Source organism: Sphingomonas zeae (assembly GCF_014197135.1).
GTDB classification, from domain to species: Bacteria; Pseudomonadota; Alphaproteobacteria; order Sphingomonadales; family Sphingomonadaceae; genus Sphingomonas; species Sphingomonas zeae.
Genome location: NZ_JACIFA010000001.1, coordinates 362670 through 382032 on the forward strand (window position 1 = coordinate 362670; position 19363 = coordinate 382032).

Consider the following 19363-nt stretch of genomic DNA (forward strand, 5'->3'; position numbering starts at 1 on the left):
AGGCGAGTTTCAGGTCGATCATGCCCCCGGCATGATCTAAACGATGCGGGGCATCGTTTACCTGAAACTGGGATGGGGGAGGGCAGGGAGTCTCACAGAGACCATTGCCCGTGGCCTTTCCCTCCCGCGGCCCCTCCCGCCTGCGGGAGGGGGGGAAGAAGAAAAAGAACACGATTGGAGAGAGCATCATGGCGCGGATCGCCTTTATCGGCCTGGGCAATATGGGCGGCGGCATGGCCGCCAATCTGGCGAAGGCGGGGCATGACGTCCGCGCCTTCGACCTGTCGGCGGACGCGCTGGCGGCGGCGAAAGCGGCCGGGTGCCTGCCCGTCGACAGCGCCATCGCGGCGATGGACGGTGTCGAGGCGGTCGTGACCATGCTGCCCGCCGGAAACCATGTCGAGCGCGTCTATGCCGACGCGGTATTCGCCGCCGCGCCGCCGTCGGCAATCCTGATCGACTGCTCGACCATCGACGTCGCCACCGCGCGACGCGTCGCCGAAGCCGCACAGGGCAAGGGCATGATGGCGGTCGATGCGCCCGTCTCCGGTGGGATCGCGGCGGCCAAGGCGGGTACGCTGACCTTCATGGTCGGCGGCCCCCAGGAGGCATTCGCACGCGCCGAGCCCTTCCTGTCGGCGATGGGCCAGGCGGTGATCCATGCCGGTGGCCATGGCGCAGGCCAGGCGGCCAAGATCTGCAACAACATGCTCTTGGGTGCGACGATGATCGCAACCTGCGAGGCATTCGTATTGGCCGAGAAGCTGGGGCTGGAAGCGCAGACCTTTTACGACATCGCCTCGGTCTCGTCGGGGCAGAGCTGGTCGATGACCAAATATTGCCCCGTCCCCGGCGTCGGGCCGGAGACACCCGCCGATCACGATTATCAGGGCGGCTTTGCGGCGGCGCTGATGCTGAAGGACCTGAAACTGGCGATGCAGGCGGCGCAGGAGGCTGGCGCGACCACGCCGATGGGCGAGCGGGCGGCAGAGCTTTACACGGCGTTCGTGGGTGAGGGGCAGCCGCCGGTGGACTTTTCGGGCATCATCCGCACCCTGCGGTAAGCCCCGAGCCCCAAATGCGATTCAGCCGGGGGCCAAGGCGAAGGCCAAGGGAATCCCTTTCGTCTTGGGTTGCACAGAGGCGCCGGGCAATTCCGTCGAACGCCCTAGGACGGAGCCATTTCGGCTCTCCCCCTTAACATATCGCAACCTTTGCCGTCGCAAAGCGATTCCCCCGCATTACCCATGAGGGAGGATGTGATGCGTGCATTGACACTCGGCCTGGTGGCGGCCGCGACGCTGGTTTCCGGTTGTTCGACTTATGGCGGTGGTTATGGCGGCCCGCGCTATGCCTATGACTATAACCGGCCCGATCCGGCTTATGGCGGCTATTATGCCGACCGCTATTATGTCGACAATGCGCGCTATCGCGAACGCCGTCTGAGCCGGAACGACCGCGTCTATGTCGGACAGGACGGCCGCTATTACTGCCGCCGCAACGACGGCACGACGGGTCTGATCGTCGGCGGTATCGCAGGCGGTGCGCTGGGCGCGGCGATCACATCGGGTGGATCGCAGACGCTGGGTACGCTGCTCGGTGCGGCGGGCGGTGCGCTTGCCGGGCGGGCGATCGAGCGGGACAATGTCCGCTGCCGTTGATTCCGACCTTTAAGCTTTGAAAAAAACGGGCCGATCCTTCCCTCGCAAAGGCAGGGTCGGCCTTGTCATGTCCGGCTGAAATAAACGTCACATGAACGGCGTGTCATTTTCTGCGACAATTGGCGACACAATAGCCAAGTGATTGGGATGACTTTGCGATTGCCGCCACCCATATTGTGGATAGGGCCAGTATTTGCCCGCTTTATTAAGGGAGTGTCATCATGAAGGCCATGATCCTTGCAGGCTTGGGTTTCGCCACTATTGCCGTTCCGACGGTTGCCGAGGCGCAGCGCTGGACTCCGATCGCGCAGCGCCAGGGGCAGTTGCAGCAGCGGATCGACCAGGGCATCCGCTCGGGCGCGCTGAACCGGCGCGAGGCCAATCGCCTTCAGTCCGAACTGCGCGGTCTGAGCCAGCTTGAATATCGCTATCGCCGGTCGGGTGGTGGCTTGAGCGTCTCGGAGCGCAATGACCTGGACCGTCGCTATGCCATGTTGACCCGTCAGGTCCGCTTCGAAAAGCACGATCGCAACTATCGCCGCTGATCGGTGACGGCCGCCGCGCCCGGAACATTCGGGCGTGGCGTGCCGGGCCGCTCGATGGGGCTGCCGCTATCCTTCCATTTGTCGAGTATCTGGCCCGAATTGGCCAGCCGGTCGCTGATCCCCGTTTCGCGTGGCGGAGCGGGGGTCGGCGCTTCCCGCGCCGGGGCCGGACGCGCGGGTGCGGGCGTGGCACCAGCGAAAGGTGCCGCGGGCAGGCTCGCCGGGGCGGGCGGGAGAACGTCGCTGCTCGCAATGTCCGGTGCCGGAGCGAGGGCCAGCACGGGCAAGACCTCTCCGCCCGCATAAGCGCGGTTCATCGCGGCGGCGGTCCCCCAATAGCCTTTCCAGCGGTGGAACAGGTGTGCGCCGACCATGTCGGTCATGACCATCGCCCGGTTCCAGGCGGGGGCGACGGCGAATGTGTGATAATGCGTCGCCAGCCCGACCGGGGCATAGACTCCGCCGGACAGCGCCGCCGCGGCGACCTGCGCCGCGCGCGACCAGCCCGTGATGGCGGGCGCGCGCGACAGGGCGCCGTCACAGGCGAAGCTGAACTGGCAATGCGCACGCTCGACCCCCTGATAGACGACGCCGCACACGGTCGCGGGAAAGGCCGGATGGCGCGCGCGATTTAGCACGACCTGCGCCACCGCGCGCTGGCCGTCGATGCTTTCGCCACCCGCTTCGTAATAGATGGCGGCGGTCAGGCACTGCATCGCGCGGGCGCGATCGATCGCGGTCGCACGCCCCCAGGCAAAGGGCCGAGCCGCCACCACGCCGCGATCGGCGACGCTGGCTCCCGGCGGGATCGGCAGGGCAGGGAGGGCGACGGTGCCGGTGCTGCCATCGATGGCGGGAAGCGCGTCGGCGGCGGGGGCGGAGGCTGTCACCGCAGGGCGCGCTTGTGGCGCGGCTATCGCCGCCACCGGCCGCTTGGCCCGCCAGGCCCCTTGCGCGGCCAGCACCAGTCCGAACGTCAGCATCAGGCCGAGCAGCGCCAGCCAGACCTGTATCATCCGCCTTACTGTCCGCTTCGCCACCCGCAATGTGGGGAGTCCTCTCGCCCTGCCGTTATCGGATTACGGCTATACCCAAGAGGGTTAAGGATTTTGTGTAGCGCTGGGCTCTGCCCCTCCACCATCCTTCGGATGGTCCCCCTCCCCAAGCATGGCTTGGGGAGGAATGGGCGGTCAGCGCAGTTTGGGTGAGTCGAGGTTGACCGAGGTGGCCGGAATGACCTCGACATTCGGATGGGCGGCCTTCAGCGCGGGCAGGAACTGCTTGGAATCGCCGACCACGATGATGCTCGCGGCCTTCGGGTCGAGCAGCGCGGCCGACACCGACTCTACCGCCGCCGAGTCCACCGCCTGGACGCGCGGGATATAGCGGCTCAGCTCGTCCAGCGGCACGCCTTGCAGCGTATAGTTGGCCAGGATGTCGGCGATGCCATCGGTCGTCTCGATGGTACGGCCGAAACCGCCGACGAGCACCGCCTGCCGGGTCGCCAATTCCTCTTGCGGCACGGGGGCGGTGCCCAGCTTGCGCATCTCGGCATCGATCAGCCCGACGACCTCGGCGGCCGAAGGGTTCTTGGTCTGGGTGCGCGCGGAAATCAGCCCGATATCGCGCCCGGTCGCCACCGAGCTGCCCGCTCCATAGGCCAACCCGCGCTTGATGCGGATTTCCTGGTTCAGCCGCGACGAAAAGCCTCCGCCGAGCACGGTGTTGGCCACCGCCAGCGGATAATAGCGGTCGTCCGCGCGCCGGATGCCCGAGCGCGCGACGACCACGCCCGCCTGTCCGGCATCGGGCATGTCGACAATGATCACGCGCGGCGCGGGGAAGGGGGATTCGGCTGCCTTGGCCGTGGCGGCCGGGGCTCCGGCGACACGCCAGTTGCCCAGGTAGCGCTCGGCGACCTGACGGGCCTGGTCGGGTGTGACATCGCCAACCAGCAGCAGTGTCGCCTGGCCCGGCTTCCAGCTGCGCGCATAGGCGGCGGTCAGGTCGGCGCGGGTCAGGCCCTTCAGCGACGCGGGCGTGCCCGAGAGCGGCTGGCCATAGGCGCGCGCGCCATAGACGACGCGGTCGGCGATCATCGCCGAAAGCTGCGCCGGGTTCTGCATCGCGACGTTCAGGCTGTCGATCGACTGGGTGCGGGCGCGGTCGATCTCGTCCTGCTTGAACGCCGGGTTGGTCGCGACATCGGCCAGGATGGTCATCGCGGTGCCGAGCTGGGCAGAGGGCACGGTCAGGTCGATGGTCGCGCCGTCATCCGACGCACCCGCCGCAATCGACCCGCCCAGACTCTCGACCGCCCGCGCGATGTCGGTCGCCGAGCGGGTCGTTGTGCCCTTGGTCATCAGTTCGGCCGACAGGCTGCTCGCCCCGGCCTTGCCCGCCGGATCGGTCGCCGCACCGCCCAGCGCGACCAGCGAGGCGGTGACGAGGGGCAGGTCATGCCGCTCGACCGTCACGACACGCAGGCCGTTGGGCAGCGTCGTCGCGACCGGCTGGGGCAAGGAGGGGGCGATGGCGGTGCCGGGGGCGGGCGGCTGGATGCGCTGGCTCTCGGGCGCAGGCGTCACCACCTCGATATTGGCGGGCGGGGTGAGTGCCGCCGTCTGCACCGTGGGCGCGATCTCGATCGGCATTTCGCGGACGTTGGCGGGCCGTTCGCTGTCGGGCAGATAGCGGATGGTCGCACTCTGCCGGTCGCTCAGATACTGGCGCGCGACCCGCTGGATGTCGGCGGCGGTGACCTTCTGCACGGCGGCGATCTGGCGGTCGGCGGCGGTGGGGTCGCCATCGACGATGACGCTGTTGGCGATCAGGCTGGCCTTGCCCTCCGCCGTCTCACGCTGCTTGAGCGCGGAGGTCAGCAACTCGTTCTTTGCCTCGGTCAGTTCGGCGGCGGAGACCGGCGTGTCGCGCAGGCGGGCGACTTCCTTCTTCAGCGCCGCCTCGCCCTCGGCCACCGGCTTGCCGCTCGCCATCATCGCGTACAGCACGAGGTTGCCGGTCGACTGCTTGGTGTCGAGGAAGGTCGAGGCCGACTGGGCCAGCTGGTCGCGGTACACCAGATCCTCGTACAGCCGCGAGCTTTCGCCCGCCGAGAGGATCGCGTTCAGCACCATCAGCGCAGGGGTATCGGCGCTGCGTTCGGGGGGCACGTGGTAGCTGATGAGCACGGCGGGAAGCGGCGTGTTGGGCTCATAGACGGTGCGCGACACAGGCGCCGTCCGCGCCGGTTCCTGAACGGTGACGCGCGGGATCGTGGTCGCAGGGCGCTTGATCTTCGCGAAATACTCGTCGACCCAGCGGTTCAGCTGCGCGGGATCGAAATTGCCCGACACCACCAGCACCGCATTGTCCGGCCGGTAATAGGTGGCGTGGAACGCGCGAACATCGTCGATGCCCGCCGACTCCAGTTCCTCCAGGCTACCGATGCCCGGCCGCGCATAGGGGTGCACCGAATAGGCGAGCTTGGGATAATAGATGGAGAACAGCTTGCCATAGGGCTGGGCGAGGGTGCGCTGGCGCAGCTCCTCCTTCACCACGTCGCGTTCGCTGGCGAAGCTCTTGGGCTCGACGACCAGCGCGGCCATGCGATCCGCCTCGGCGAACAACAGGCGTTGCAGGTGGTTGGCAGGCACCACCTCGAAATAATTGGTGTAATCGTCGGCAGTCGAGGCGTTGTTGTAGCCGCCGACATCCTCGGTCAGGCGATCCATCTGTTCGGGGACGAGGTTGCGCGTCGCCTTGAACATGAGATGCTCGAACATGTGTGCAAAGCCCGAGCGACCCTTGGGATCGTCCTTCGACCCGACATCATACCAGACCTGGACCGAGACGTTGGGCGTCGCGGTGTCGCGAATGGCATAGACACGCAGGCCGTTAGGCAGGGTGCGCGTCGTGAAATCGATGGGCTTTACGCTCTCCGTGCGCGCTGGCTGCGCAGATTGCGCCCCGGCCAGCGTGGGAAGGGCGGCAACGCCGAGCAGTAGCGCGGCACGGAAAAGGCGCATGAAAACCCTCTTTATCGAGTGACGTTACTTGGACTTGTTGCGCGCGCCGTAGAGCACGGCCGCCGCGATGGCCGCCGAACCGATCCCGACGCCCAGACCGATCTTCCCCATCGGCCAGTTGCGCGTTTTTTCCTTCACCGAATCGGCCGTCGCTTCGGCGGCGGCGATGGCGTGGTCCTTGGCTTCCTTGGCCGCGGCGAGGATTTCGTTGGGGGCGTCTTCGGTATGATCGGTCATGTTACTCTCCTACTGGCCACCAGCGTAGCGCGCCCGGAAGTCGTCCGCAAAGGCCGTAAGCCGCCCTTCGCCGATTGCCGCGCGCAGATCGGCCATCATCTGTTGGTAGAACCAGATGTTATGCTCGGTCATCAGCATCGCGCCCAGGATTTCGCCGGCGCGGACCAGATGATGGAGATAGGCGCGGCTCCAGGTCGCGCAGACCGGGCAGCCACAGGCGGGGTCGAGCGGCCCCTGATCCTCGGCGAAGCGCGCGTTGCGGATGTTGATCGGCCCTTGCCGCGTAAAGGCCTGCCCCGTCCGCCCCGAACGGGTCGGCAGGACGCAGTCGAACATGTCGACGCCGCGCTCGACCGCGCCCACGATATCGGTCGGCTTGCCCACGCCCATCAGGTAGCGCGGTTTGCTGGCAGGAAGCTGACCCGGCGCGAAGTCGAGGCAACCGAACATCGCTTCCTGCCCCTCGCCGACCGCCAGGCCGCCGATCGCATAGCCGTCAAAGCCGATATCGATCAGGGCGTCGGCGGAGGATTTGCGGAAACCCTCGTCCAATGCACCCTGCTGGATACCGAAAATGGCATTGTCCTCGGCGTGTTGGCCGCCCGCGTTGAAGGCATCGCGGCTGCGCCTGGCCCAGCGCATCGAGCGTTCCATCGCGGCGGCCTGCACCTCGCGCGTCGAGGTGGTCGGGACCAGCTCGTCGAATGCCATGACGATGTTGCTGCCCAGCAGCCGCTGAATTTCGATCGAGCGTTCGGGGCTGAGCAGATGGCGGGTGCCGTCAAGATGGCTTTTGAAGGCGACGCCATCCTCCGACCGCTTGGTCAGCTCGGCCAGGCTCATGACCTGATAACCGCCCGAATCGGTCAGGATCGGCCGGTCCCAGCCCATGAAGCCGTGCAACCCGCCCAGCCGGTCGACCCGCTCTGCGCCCGGTCGCAGCATCAGGTGATAGGTGTTGCCCAGGATGATATCCGCGCCGCTCGCGCGCACATCGCCGGGTTTCATCGCCTTGACGGTGGCGGCGGTGCCGACGGGCATGAAGGCGGGGGTGCGGATTTCGCCCCGCTTCATGGTGATGGTGCCGGTGCGGGCGCGGCCATCGGTGGCATGGATGGCGAAGGAGAAGCGGGCGGTCATTTTCTGTCTCTTGGCCGAAGCGGGCCGGTCGGCCCATTGGCATCGGCGGGAATGGTACGGATGGTCAGCGCCTCGGGCCGGCTGATCGCGCCGTCATGGTCGCGATCGAAGCGCGAGAACAGGCGCGAGAAATGCGCCTGCAATTCGGCCAGGGTGATGCGGTTGTCGCCGTCCTTGTCGACATCGAACGGACTGGGCAGCGCGTTGCGGTCGCCCAGCCAACGCTCGGCCCAGTCGGCGAACTGGAGATAGCCGATCGACCCCTGATGCGCCGTATCGATCGCGTCATAGCTGCGCTTCACGCCCGCCTCCATTTCGGCGCGAGTCGTCTTGCCGTCGCCGTCGCTGTCGAGCGTGGCGATCATCATCGCTACCGGCTCGACCACCATGGTCGCGGGCGTCTGGGCAAAGGGCTTGGGGCGGGCAGTGACGACGACCGTATTGTCCGCACCCTGATCGGCAGGCGGCGTCGCCTGCATCAGGAGCAGCGCGAGCAGGATCATGCGGCACGTTCCGGCAGCAGCAGCGAGGCGTCGCCATAAGAGTAAAAGCGATAGCCGCCCGCGATCGCATGGGCATAGGCCGCCTGCATCCGCTCCAGCCCCATCAGCGCCGACACCAGCATGAACAGGGTCGAGCGCGGCAGGTGGAAGTTGGTCATCAGCCCGTCGATCCCGCGAAAGCGATAGCCCGGCGTGATGAAGATCGCGGTGTCGCCCTCGAAGGGGCGGATCACGCCGTCTTCTCCCGCCGCGCTCTCGATCAGGCGGAGCGAGGTGGTGCCGACCGCGATCACCCGGCCGCCGCGTTCCTTCACGGCATTCAGCCGGTCGGCAGTGGCGGCGTCGATGCGGCCCCATTCGGCATGCATCTTGTGATCCTGCGTATCCTCGGCCTTGACCGGCAGGAAGGTGCCCGCGCCGACATGCAGCGTCAGCGTCGCGTGCTCGATCCCCGCCGCCGCGAGCGAGTCCAGCAGGCCGGGCGTGAAGTGCAGCGCCGCCGTGGGCGCGGCGACTGCGCCCGGCTCGTTGGCGAACATCGTCTGATAGTCGGCGGCGTCCTGTTCGCTCACGCCCCGCTTCTGCGCGATATAGGGGGGCAGGGGCATGGTGCCCGCCCGCTCCAGCAGCAGCTCGACCGGCTCGTCCCCGGCGAAGTCGAGCGCGAAGCTGCCATCCTCGGCACGGTCGCGCGCGGCGGCGGTGACGCCCGCGCCGAAGTCGATCACGTCGCCGTCGCGCAACCGCTTGGCGTTGCGGATGAAGGCCCGCCAGCGGCGCGTACCCTCGCGCTTGTGCAGCGTCGCGCCGATCCGCGCCTCGCCCCGCACGCCTTCCAGCTGGGCGGGGATGACGCGCGTGTCGTTGAACACCAGCAGATCGCCCGCACGAAGACAGGCGGGCAGGTCGCTCACCCGCCGGTCGCTCGTGGCGCCGCCGTCCAGGACCAGCATCCGCGCCGAATCGCGCGGGACTGCGGGATAAAGCGCGATCTGGTCGGGCGGCAGCGTGAAATCGAAAAGGTCGACGTTCACTTGGTCGCCGTGGCCGCCTTCTTGGCCGGCGCCGTTCTGGTTGCGGGGCGGCGTGCGGGCGTGATGGTGACGGGCTTGGTCGCCGCACCGGGCAGCGTCACCGGCGCGCCCAACCCGGGGGCGGCGCTGGGCGCGGGCGGCACATAGGCCGGGGGATTGTCCGCCGCGACATAGGCATGAAGGATGCGGCTGGGGTTCGTAGGCGGCTCGCCCCGCTCGATCGCGTCGACATATTGCATGCCGTCGATCACCCGGCCGAACACCGTGTACTTCTTGTCGAGCGCGAAGCGCGGCTGGAAGACGATGTAGAACTGACTGTTCGCGCTGTTGGGATCATCGGCGCGCGCGGCGGCCACCGATCCGCGCACATGCGGCAGATAGTTGAACTCGGCAGGCACGTTGGGCAGGTCCGACCCGCCGGTGCCGTCGCCCTTGGGGTCGCCGCCCTGCGCCATGAACCCGTCGATGACGCGGTGGAAGGTCAGGCCGTCATAGAAGTGACGGCGCGTCAGCGTCTTGATCCGCTCCACCATCTTGGGCGCGACATCGGGACGCAGCCAGATCGTCACCCGGCCGCCGGTCGACAGGTCGAGCAGCCAGAGATTCTCCTTGTCGGTGACGGGGGGCGGGGTCGGACGGCCGGTGACATTGTCCTCCAGAACCTGCGCGGCCTTGGCGGGGGAGGTGAATTTGGGCGGAGCTTCGGATTTCTGCGCCTGTGCCGGAACGGCGATCAGGCTGGCCATCATCATGGCAAGAGCGGCGAGAACGCGCATCATATCTCTACGACAAGGGAAGGAATGGGGAGGCTGTAGAGCAAATCGCCCCTTGCGCCAATCTGAACCTTTGGGGGCACCATCTCGCTCGCACACATGCGCAGCATGGTGGAGGGGGCGTTCCACAAGGGATGCCCTTAGAGGAAGCCCCCCTCCGTCAGGGCTCCGCCCTGCCACCTCCCCGCGCCGGGGGGGATATTAGCGGCCCTTCCGCCCGATCGCCTCGACGCGGGCGACGACATCCTCGCGCACCGCGGGCGTCACGAACTTGGCGATATTGCCGCCGTACATCGCGATTTCCTTGACCAACCGGCTGGCGATGGGTTGCAGCGCGACATCGGCCATCAGGAAGACGGTTTCGACCCGCGGATTGATCTGCTGGTTCATCCCCGCCATCTGGTATTCATATTCGAAGTCGGCGACGGCACGCAGGCCCCGGACGATGACCTTCGCCCCTTCGCGCTCGGCAAAATCCATCAGCAGTGAATCGAAGGCGACGACGTGAATCTCGCCCGCGACATCGGCGACCTCGCGCCGGACCATCTCCATCCGCTCGTCCAGCGTGAACATGGGCGATTTGGACGGATTGGTGGTGACACCGATGACCAGCCGGTCGACCAGCTTTGCGCCGCGCCGGATGATGTCCATATGGCCCAGCGTCACGGGATCGAAGGTGCCAGGATAGACGCCGATCCGGGTCATCGGTCGCGCTCCACCACATAGGCGGCGATGGCGCGCAGCAGATCGGCCTCGGGGCCGTAATCGCGCAAATGCTCGATCGCCTGGGCGACCAGCATTCGGCATTGTTCGCGCGCACGTTCGACACCCAGCAGGCTGAGGAAGGTGGCCTTGCCCGCGTCCTGATCCTTGCGCAGCTTCTTGCCCGCCGCCGCCTCGTCGCCTTCCACGTCGAGCAGATCGTCGGCGATCTGGAAGGCAAGCCCCAGGTCATGCGCATAGCCGCGCAGATGGGTACGCCCTTCCGGCGGCACGCGGCCCAGAATCGCACCCGCCTCGACCGCGGCGGAGATCAGCGCGCCGGTCTTCATCTGCTGAAGCCGGGTGACGGTGGCGAGGTCGAAGGTCTGGCGCTCGGCCTCCAGGTCCATCTGCTGCCCGCCCGCCATGCCGCTGGGGCCGGACGCACGCGCGAGGTCGAGGATCAGTTCGGAACGGACGAAGGGATCGGCATGGGTCGACGGATCGGCCAGGATCTCGAAGGCCAGCGCATGGAGGCAGTCACCCGCCAGGATCGCAGTGGCCTCGTCGAAGGCCTTGTGCACTGTCGGCTTGCCGCGCCGCATGTCATCGTCGTCCATCGCGGGCAGATCGTCATGGATCAGCGAATAGACATGGATCGCCTCCAGCGCGGTGGCGACCCAGCCCGCGCAGTTGCGGTCGACCGCGAACAGATGCGCGGTGGCGAAGACCAGCAGCGGGCGCAGCCGCTTGCCGCCGCCGATCGCGGCATGGCGCATCGCAGCATAGAGCGAGGCGCGCGGATCGCCCGGATCGGCGAGCAACTCGGCAAAGCGGCGGTCGATATCCTCCGCGACTTCGGCCAGAGCCTCGGGCAGGGTGGTGGCGGCGAGCGTCACCCTCAACCCGCCTCGAACGGGCGCGTGCCCGCGGCCTTGCCCTCGGCGTCGAGGCGGATCGCCTCGATCCGGGCCTGGGCGGCGTCGAGCCGTTCGGCGCAGCGCTGGCGCAGACGATCGCCGCGCTCATAGAGGCGGATCGATTCGTCGAGCGTCGCTTCGCCGCTTTCCAGTCGGCCGACGATCCTCTCCAATTCCTTGAGGGCGTCCTCGAACGTCAGTTCTTCGATGGGCGTATCCATGACGCCGCTATGCGATACCGACTCGACGCGCGCAAGGATGCTCGCACTCAGCGCAGCCGGTTGACGGTCCAGGTGTAGAGAAACGAGACGCCGAACAGTCCCACATCGACCGCCGCCTGAACCCGGCGCGGCGAATGATCGGTCAGGTCATGGGTGATGAGACGGATATCGGCCCTCGGATGGTGATAGGCCAGCGCGATCAGCGAAAGCCCCAATCCCGCCATCATGATCCGCCGTTCACGCAAAGTCCTTCCCCCCTGGCCGTCGTCTTACGATGGGGGTGGATCGCGGGCAATAGCCCGGCCGGTGATGCGGCGACGATCGGCGGCCCCCAGCAGGCCCGGTCGCGTCCGGCGTGCTTGGCCGCAAACAGGGCCTCGTCCGCCTCTCGGTACAGGCGGCGCCAGTCCGATTCGTCGGCGATCGGGCCGGTGCACAGGCCCAGGCTGGCGGTGACGGTCAGCCCGGACGGATAGCCGGTCGTGCGTAACCGGGCCAGCAGCGTCTCGGGATCGGGGGCGCGTTCGGCATCGGCCAGCAGTGCGAACTCTTCGCCGCCGATCCGGGCGACCAGCATGTCGGGGCCGACCGCCGCCCCCAGCGTGCGGGCAAAGATGCGCAGCACCTCGTCGCCGTCGTCATGACCCAGCGTATCGTTGATCCGCTTGAAATGGTCGATGTCCGCCAGCATCAGCGTCTGCGGCCCGCTGCGCCCGATCGCCTGTTCCAAGAAGGCGCGCCGGTTGAACAGACCGGTCAGCGGATCGGTATCGGCCAGGCGGCGCGCCACCCGCTCGTCGGCGCGCGCCAGATCGCGTTCGCGGCTGAGCAGATAGATTCGATAGGCGACGCCGACGCTGGCGATCAGCGCCTCCACGCCCATGGACAACACCGTCGACTGGTCGATCCAGGGCCGCCATTCGATCAGGTGCAGCGCCTGGAGCACCCGGAACATCGCCAGCCCGATCGGCGCGGCCCAGGCGATCGCAAAGGCCCAGAGGAAATTGCTGCGCCGCCGCCACGCCCGGACCAGCACGGCGATCAGGAAGATCAGCAGCACCATGAAGCCGAGCAGCACCGCCTGGTCGAGCGCAATGATCCAGCGCGGAGCGAGTAGCGCGAAGGCGATGTTGGGAATGGCGATGACAACGAAGCTGATGGCCGCCATCCGGTCCAGCCAGCCCTCGAACACCTTCCGCTCGAAGAAATAGCGCGAGAAGATCACCAGGGTCATCGCGACGCCGCCGAGCATGATCGCGTTCCAGCGATGCCGCTCGTTATTGTCGAGCCAGGGTAGCCATTGGCCGATCAACCCCGACGACGACAGCGCATAGCCGGTGATGAAGAACAGGAGTAGGCAATAGACCGGCTGAAGCGGCTGGCGCAGCGCGGGCCAGAGGGCGAGATTGTACACCGCCAGGCCGACGACTATGCCGATGATGACGCCATAGATCAGCCCGAGCGAGGACTCGACCGCCAGCATGTCGGCATGATGGCTGATCCGCGCGCCGCGCACGACGCCGCGCATATTGGCCGCGCCATGCGCCTCCCACAGGATACGCACCGGTCGCGCCGTTTCGCCGGGAAGCGGCACGGCGATCATCGCACCGAGCAATAGATAGGGGGCCGTCGTCGCGCTGGTGAAGGCGACGGTGCGAATTCGCCCGTCGGCATAGAGGATATGCAGCGCCGTCGCATCCTGCCAGGTGCTGGCGAAGCTGACCGCGAGCCGATCGCGAGGGTCGCCCGATATCGTCGGCAGCGGTTGCGACAGGACCCAATAATCGCCGACGCCGTAAGAGGACTGGTCGCTGGTGCAATCGAACCCCTGGGGTCGGGCCAGCAGGGCGCGGGCATCGTCGCCCGATCGGATCGGGCGAATGCAGGTGGCCAGGGCCTCACCGGCTTGGGCGCGCGCCTCCGCCAACGGCCAGAATGCCGCCAGCAGCGCCAGCACCAACGCAGCTATCGTGATCGGCCCTATGCCCTTCATGATTCTCATCTGTCTGCGAAAGGCCGAAAATCGGGTTAATGGCATTGTAATATGACTGGCACATGTCGCCGGGCCTTACCGATGGAACATGGAAAAAGGGCCGGGTGTCGCCACCCGGCCCTTTCGACAATATTCAGCTTTCCAGTGGCCGATCAGCTCGCGTCGACTGAGGCGGGCTTGCCGCCCTTCTTGCGCGGCTTCTTGGGGGGAGCCGGTTCGATCGCGAAGGACAGCGCGCCGTCCTTCATCTTCACCGTCACCTCGCCGCCATGCACCAGCTTGCCGAACAACAGTTCCTCGGCCAGCGGCTGCTTGATCTTCTCCTGGATCAGGCGGCCCATCGGGCGTGCACCATACAGGCGGTCATAGCCCTTCTCGGTGAGCCAGCTCTTCGCCGCCTCGTCCAGGCTGATATGGACGTTGCGGTCCGCCAGCTGAAGTTCGAGCTGGAGGATGAACTTGTCCACCACCCGCGCCACGACCTCCGGCGGCAGATACCCGAAGGGCACGATCGCATCCAGGCGATTGCGGAATTCCGGCGTGAACATCTTCTGCACGGCCTGCTCATCCTCGCCCTCGCGGGTGAGGTTGCCGAAGCCGACCGTCTCGCGTGCCATGTCGGCGGCGCCCGCATTGGTCGTCATGATGATGATCGTGTTGCGGAAATCGACCGTCTTGCCGTGGTGATCGGTCAGCTTGCCGTTGTCCATCACCTGAAGAAGGATGTTGAACAGGTCGGGATGCGCCTTCTCGATCTCGTCGAGCAGCAGCACCGAATGCGGGTTCTGGTCGACCGCATCGGTCAGCAGACCGCCCTGGTCATAGCCGACATAGCCCGGAGGGGCACCGATCAGACGGCTGACCGAGTGACGCTCCATATATTCGGACATGTCGAACCGCTGGAGCGGGATGCCCAGGATCGTCGCCAGCTGCCGCGCAACCTCCGTCTTGCCGACGCCGGTGGGGCCGGTGAACAGATAGTTGCCGATCGGCTTGTCGGGATCGCGCAGGCCCGCCCGGCTGAGCTTGATCGCCGAGGACAGATTCTCGATCGCGGCATTCTGGCCGAACACCACGCGCTTGAGGTCGGTCTCCAGCGTTTCCAGCTGCTGGCGGTCGTCGGTCGACACGCTTTTCGGCGGGATGCGCGCCATGGTGGCGATCACCGCCTCGATCTCCTTGGGCGTGATCGTCTTCTTGCGCTTGCTGACCGGCACCAGCATCTGCATCGCGCCGACCTCGTCGATCACGTCGATCGCCTTGTCGGGCAGCTTGCGGTCGTTGATGTAGCGCGCCGACAACTCGACCGCCGACTTGATCGCATCGGGGGTGTACTTCACCTGATGGTGATCCTCGAATGCCGAGCGCAGACCCGCCAGGATCTTGATCGTGTCCTCGATCGTCGGCTCGTTCACATCGATCTTCTGGAACCGGCGCAGCAGCGCGCGGTCCTTTTCGAAGTGGTTGCGGAACTCCTTGTACGTCGTCGAGCCGATGCAGCGGATCGTGCCGCCCGACAAAGCGGGCTTGAGCAGGTTCGACGCATCCATCGCCCCGCCGCTGGTCGCGCCCGCGCCGATGACGGTGTGAATCTCGTCGATGAAGAGCACCGCATGGGGCAGCTTCTCCAGCTCGTTGACGACCGCCTTCAGTCGCTCCTCGAAATCACCGCGATAACGGGTGCCCGCCAGCAGCGCGCCCATGTCGAGCGAGTAGATGACGGCGTTGAGCAGCACCTCGGGAACGTCGCCCTCGACGATCTTGCGCGCCAGACCTTCGGCGATGGCGGTCTTGCCGACGCCGGGGTCGCCCACATAGAGCGGGTTGTTCTTCGACCGGCGGCACAGGATCTGGACCGTGCGGTCCACTTCCGGCCCGCGCCCGATCAGCGGATCGACCTTGCCGATCTTGGCCTTTTCGTTGAGGTCGACGGTGAACTGCTTGAGCGCGCTCTCGGCCTTGCCTTTCTCCGTAGGCTTGGCGGGCTTTTCCTCCTCGACGCCCTTGGGCGGGGTCGATTCGGTGGTGGCACCACCCTTGCCGACGCCGTGGCTGATGAAGCTGACGGCATCCAGGCGGCTCATATCCTGCTGTTGCAGGAAATAGACGGCATAGGATTCGCGTTCGGAAAACAGCGCGACCAGCACGTTCGCGCCGGTCACTTCGTCGCGGCCCGAGGACTGGACGTGCAGGATCGCGCGCTGGACCACGCGCTGGAACCCGCTGGTGGGGGAGGGGTCGGTCGCCGCCTCGACCTTCAGCGCGTCGAGTTCGGTGTCGAGATACTGGGCGACCGTCGCCTTCAACTCGCCCGTGTCGACATGGCACGCTTCCATCACCTTGGAGGCATGTTCGTCGTCGATCAGCGCGAGGAGGAGGTGCTCCAGCGTGGCATATTCATGGCGCCGCACGGTCGCGGCTTCGAGCGCCTTGTGAAGCGTGGTCTCAAGCGCGGGGGCGAAAGATGGCATCTACGATACTCCTGGCGAAGCGCAGGGGACGGGCGCTCCGTTGCGACCAATGTCGGGATGGGGAGGCCCCGCATCAAGCGGGTATGGCACGCCGGATCTGAACAAAGCGTGTTCGGCGGCGCGGGCGAACCGGCGGAGGGGGTTGGTCCCGGCCGAGCCCCGCGCCGTCACCGCTTGAACAGGGCGTCGGCGCTGGCGCGGTGGGTGGCGGCGCGATCCATGTGGCGTCGGGTGCGGGTGATCTCGCCCTCCAGCGCCGCGATCCGCGACTCCAGCTCGGCCACCGAGAGCGGGTCGAGATCCTGCTTGGTCAGTGCGGCGAGCGCATCCGGCAGGCGGAGGGGGGAATCATCCGGGTCCATCACGGGATGCAGCGTTGACCCCAACGCCGCCGATGTCAATAACAGGGCGACAGTGGTCGAGAGGGGGGATGGCAACCGGTGTACGCGCTTAGCGAGGGGTTGGGGATCGGCGATATCCCGAAGATGATGACGGCCATCGATCCCGAGGCCGCGGGCGGTCCCGAGGTGCTGGTGCCTGTCCAGCGCCCGACTCCCAGTGCCGGCGAGGGCGAGGTGCTGATCCGCGTCGCCGCCGCCGGGGTGAACCGCCCCGACGTGATGCAGCGCCAAGGCCTGTATCCACCACCGCCGGGCGCCCCCTCCATTCCGGGGCTGGAGATCGCGGGCGAAATCGTCGCGATCGGCGAGGGCGTGGGGCCGGAGATGCTGGGCCAGCCGGTCTGCGCGCTGATCGGCGGCGGGGGTTATGCCGAATATGCCGTCGCGGTCGCCGACCATTGTCTGACGGTGCCCCATGGCCTGTCGATGGTTCAGGCCGCTGCGATCCCCGAGACGCTGTTTACCGTTTGGACCAACGTGTTCGAGCGCGCCTATGCCAGCGAGGGCGATTCCGTGCTGGTGCATGGCGGGACCAGCGGCATCGGCACCATGACGATCGCGCTGGGCCGGATCTTCGGGATGACGGTGATCGTTACCGCGGGCTCGGATGAGAAATGCGCCGCCGCTGAAAAACTGGGCGCGGCCAAGGCGATCAATTACAAGACGGCCGATTTCGTCGAGGCGGTGAAGGATTTCACCGACGGGCGGGGCGTCGACATCGTGCTCGACATGGTCGGCGGCGACTATGTGCCGCGCAACCTGAAATGCCTGGCCGAGGATGGCCGTCACGTCTCGATCGCGGTGCAGCGCGGTGCCAACGCGGAAATCCCGATCTGGGAGATCATGCGCCGTCGCCTGACCCTGACCGGCTCGACGCTGCGTGGACGCGACCGGGCGTTCAAGGCGATGGTCGCGGACGAACTATCGAGTGTGGTCTGGCCGCATGTCGAGGAAGGGCGGCTGCGCCCTGTCATCGACCGGAGCTTCCCCCTGTCCCAAGCCGCCGAGGCGCATCGCCGGATGGAGGCGGGCGATCATCTCGGCAAGATCGTCCTGACGATGGACGATCTCGTGGCCGGCGGACCGCAAGGCCAATCTTGATCCCGCTGCAAAAGATTGCAACGGATCGAACGACCGGATCGGCCGTTTCCCCGCGCTGAATCCAGGAGGGGACGTCGATGTTGCGGGATCGTGGTCGGATCGGGCTGGTTTGCGTGGGGCTGGCAACCGGCACGGCGGTCGCGCCCGCCCATGCCCAATCGGCCCGCGACCTGTTGACCCAGGCCTCTTTCGCCGATGCCGACGAGGCGAGCGCGCTGCGCCGCGTGTCGAGCGCCTATATGGCGGCCGCCAATGTCCTGCGCCGGGCGCCTGACGATCACGAGGCGCTGCTGATGCGGGCCACGGCGCTCGGCTATCGCGCCAAGCTGACCGGCAACCGCGGCGATGCGATCGCCGCGCGGCATCAGTTCGAGGCACTGGTCGCACAAAATCCGCGCAACGCGGAGGCGCAGCTGGCGCTGGGGGCCTGGCATATCGGCGCAGTCAAGAAGCTGGGGGCGATCATGGGGCGCGCGGCGCTCGGCGCGCAGCGGGGCCTTGGGCTTTCCTCGCTCGACCAGGCGATCGCGTTGGGCGGCGACCGGGCGCTGTTTTCGGGGCTGGCGGCGCTGCTCAGGCTGGAACTGGACCCGCGCGATCCGCGTGGCCGAGCGTTGGCGGAGGCGACGGTGCGCGCCGGGATCGTCACGCCGATCGACCGAATCCTGCAACGCGCCTGCGTCGGCGTCCTGGCCTCGCTGCGCGCCGGCGACCTTCGCAAGACCCGCCAGCTTGCCTCGCAATCCTTACCGTTCGGGCGATTCGACGACGACAACTGAGCGGGAACGGATCGACTGGACGCGGACCCCGCCAGCGTCTATCGGGCTCTGTCCCGACAGTTTGTGGCAGCGCACCTTGCTCTCGGGAACGGCTTTCATTAGATTTGTCGCAGCTACGGCCGCTCCGGTGAGGGGCGGCCCTTTTATTTTTCGACTGGAGTGATCCCCGTGGCCCAGCCGCTCATGCCCCATGCGACCGCTTCCTGGCTGGTCGACAACACGTCGCTCTCGTTCGAGCAGATCGCGGATTTCTGCGGCCTCCACATCCTGGAAGTCCAGGCGATCGCCGATGACACGGCGGCGACCAAGCTGACCGGTCGCGATCCCGTCCGCGCCCATGAACTGGACCAGAGCGAGATCGAGAAGGCGCAGGCCAATCCCGATTACCGCATGAAGATGACCAAGGGGCCTGAGCAGGTCCGCCGCACCAAGGGGCCGCGCTACACGCCGGTGAGCAAGCGCCAGGACAAGCCGGACGGCATCGCCTGGATCATCCGCAACCATCCGGAAATCTCCGACGGCGCGATCTCGAACCTGATCGGCACCACCCGCACGACGATCGCTGCGATCCGCGACCGCAGCCACTGGAACATCGCCAACATCACGCCCAAGGATCCGGTGACGCTCGGCCTCACCACGCAGCGCGAGCTGGACTCGGCGGTGGCCAAGGCGGCGAAGGCGACCGGCGGCAACGCCGAAGCGCAGCCGACCGACACCCGCCTGGAAGGCGACCGCGAAGCCTTGCTCGCCTCGCTGCGCGCCGAGCGGGAGCAGGCGAGCCGCGACATCGATTCGATCGGGCACGGGCACGGCGACGACGTGATCGATCCGCACTCGCTGTTCCGCAGCTGATC

20 protein-coding genes are annotated in these 19363 nt (G+C 66.9%); 6 read left to right on the forward strand and 14 right to left on the reverse strand.

Annotated elements, in window-relative coordinates:
- Positions 1–140: 140 nt before the first annotated feature.
- The 3 genes from mmsB (at position 141) to GGR45_RS01680 (ending at position 2206) form a co-directional block, all read left to right on the forward strand.
- A complete protein-coding gene (mmsB, locus tag GGR45_RS01670) occupies positions 141–1064 on the forward strand; it encodes a 3-hydroxyisobutyrate dehydrogenase (RefSeq protein ID WP_175314165.1) in 924 nt (307 codons plus the stop codon).
- Positions 1065–1262: 198 nt separating this feature from the next.
- Positions 1263–1661, forward strand: coding sequence for a glycine zipper 2TM domain-containing protein (locus GGR45_RS01675; protein ID WP_175313759.1), 399 nt, complete (start codon positions 1263–1265; stop codon positions 1659–1661).
- Between the two features lie 221 nt (positions 1662–1882).
- Positions 1883–2206 (forward strand): hypothetical protein, encoded by a 324-nt coding sequence (locus GGR45_RS01680; protein ID WP_246357989.1) that lies wholly within the window; start codon positions 1883–1885, stop codon positions 2204–2206.
- Here the strand turns inward: GGR45_RS01680 and GGR45_RS01685 are convergent.
- The 14 genes from GGR45_RS01685 to GGR45_RS01750 form a co-directional block, all read right to left on the reverse strand.
- A complete protein-coding gene (locus tag GGR45_RS01685; protein WP_175313765.1) occupies positions 2194–3222 on the reverse strand; it encodes a cell wall hydrolase in 1029 nt (342 codons plus the stop codon). The genes GGR45_RS01680 and GGR45_RS01685 overlap by 13 nt on opposite strands.
- A 174-nt stretch (positions 3223–3396) precedes the next feature.
- Positions 3397–6234 (reverse strand): M16 family metallopeptidase, encoded by a 2838-nt coding sequence (locus GGR45_RS01690; RefSeq protein ID WP_175313767.1) that lies wholly within the window; start codon positions 6232–6234, stop codon positions 3397–3399.
- Positions 6235–6258: 24 nt separating this feature from the next.
- Positions 6259–6471, reverse strand: coding sequence for a hypothetical protein (locus GGR45_RS01695; RefSeq protein WP_175313769.1), 213 nt, complete (start codon positions 6469–6471; stop codon positions 6259–6261).
- A 9-nt stretch (positions 6472–6480) separates the two neighbouring features.
- Positions 6481–7611, reverse strand: a complete 1131-nt coding sequence (gene tgt, locus GGR45_RS01700; protein ID WP_175313778.1) for a tRNA guanosine(34) transglycosylase Tgt — start codon at positions 7609–7611, stop codon at positions 6481–6483.
- A complete protein-coding gene (locus GGR45_RS01705; protein ID WP_175313780.1) occupies positions 7608–8114 on the reverse strand; it encodes an EF-hand domain-containing protein in 507 nt (168 codons plus the stop codon). The genes tgt and GGR45_RS01705 overlap by 4 nt, the downstream gene beginning before the upstream one ends.
- Positions 8111–9148, reverse strand: coding sequence for a tRNA preQ1(34) S-adenosylmethionine ribosyltransferase-isomerase QueA (queA, locus tag GGR45_RS01710; RefSeq protein ID WP_175313788.1), 1038 nt, complete (start codon positions 9146–9148; stop codon positions 8111–8113). Before queA ends, GGR45_RS01705 begins: the two co-directional genes overlap by 4 nt.
- Positions 9145–9924 (reverse strand): peptidylprolyl isomerase, encoded by a 780-nt coding sequence (locus GGR45_RS01715; RefSeq protein ID WP_175314169.1) that lies wholly within the window; start codon positions 9922–9924, stop codon positions 9145–9147. The genes queA and GGR45_RS01715 overlap by 4 nt, the downstream gene beginning before the upstream one ends.
- Before the next feature lie 198 nt (positions 9925–10122).
- Positions 10123–10626, reverse strand: coding sequence for a pantetheine-phosphate adenylyltransferase (coaD, locus tag GGR45_RS01720; protein ID WP_175313797.1), 504 nt, complete (start codon positions 10624–10626; stop codon positions 10123–10125).
- Positions 10623–11522: a polyprenyl synthetase family protein gene (locus tag GGR45_RS01725; RefSeq protein WP_175313799.1), complete on the reverse strand. Its 900-nt coding sequence runs from the start codon at positions 11520–11522 to the stop codon at positions 10623–10625. The genes coaD and GGR45_RS01725 overlap by 4 nt, the downstream gene beginning before the upstream one ends.
- Positions 11523–11524: 2 nt before the next feature.
- Positions 11525–11764: an exodeoxyribonuclease VII small subunit gene (locus GGR45_RS01730; protein WP_175313801.1), complete on the reverse strand. Its 240-nt coding sequence runs from the start codon at positions 11762–11764 to the stop codon at positions 11525–11527.
- Between the two features lie 47 nt (positions 11765–11811).
- Positions 11812–11991 (reverse strand): hypothetical protein, encoded by a 180-nt coding sequence (locus GGR45_RS01735; RefSeq protein WP_080497543.1) that lies wholly within the window; start codon positions 11989–11991, stop codon positions 11812–11814.
- The gene (locus GGR45_RS01740) at positions 11988–13757 is read right to left on the reverse strand and encodes a sensor domain-containing diguanylate cyclase (protein ID WP_175313804.1); all 1770 of its coding nucleotides are present in this window, start codon (positions 13755–13757) and stop codon (positions 11988–11990) included. The genes GGR45_RS01735 and GGR45_RS01740 overlap by 4 nt, the downstream gene beginning before the upstream one ends.
- Positions 13758–13909: 152 nt before the next feature.
- A complete protein-coding gene (gene clpA, locus GGR45_RS01745) occupies positions 13910–16228 on the reverse strand; it encodes an ATP-dependent Clp protease ATP-binding subunit ClpA (protein ID WP_175313805.1) in 2319 nt (772 codons plus the stop codon).
- Positions 16229–16395: 167 nt separating this feature from the next.
- Positions 16396–16590 (reverse strand): DUF1192 domain-containing protein, encoded by a 195-nt coding sequence (locus GGR45_RS01750; protein ID WP_175313807.1) that lies wholly within the window; start codon positions 16588–16590, stop codon positions 16396–16398.
- A gap of 126 nt (positions 16591–16716) precedes the next feature.
- Here GGR45_RS01750 and GGR45_RS01755 point away from each other — a divergent pair, with 126 nt between their 5' ends.
- From GGR45_RS01755 to GGR45_RS01765, 3 genes are all read left to right on the forward strand, one after another.
- Positions 16717–17730 (forward strand): NAD(P)H-quinone oxidoreductase, encoded by a 1014-nt coding sequence (locus GGR45_RS01755; protein ID WP_175314170.1) that lies wholly within the window; start codon positions 16717–16719, stop codon positions 17728–17730.
- A gap of 77 nt (positions 17731–17807) precedes the next feature.
- Positions 17808–18509, forward strand: a complete 702-nt coding sequence (locus tag GGR45_RS01760) for a hypothetical protein (RefSeq protein WP_175313809.1) — start codon at positions 17808–17810, stop codon at positions 18507–18509.
- Positions 18510–18677: 168 nt separating this feature from the next.
- Positions 18678–19361 carry a DUF1013 domain-containing protein gene (locus GGR45_RS01765; RefSeq protein ID WP_175313811.1) on the forward strand — a complete coding sequence of 228 codons (684 nt, stop codon included), beginning with the start codon at positions 18678–18680 and terminating at the stop codon, positions 19359–19361.
- Positions 19362–19363 lie beyond the last annotated feature (2 nt).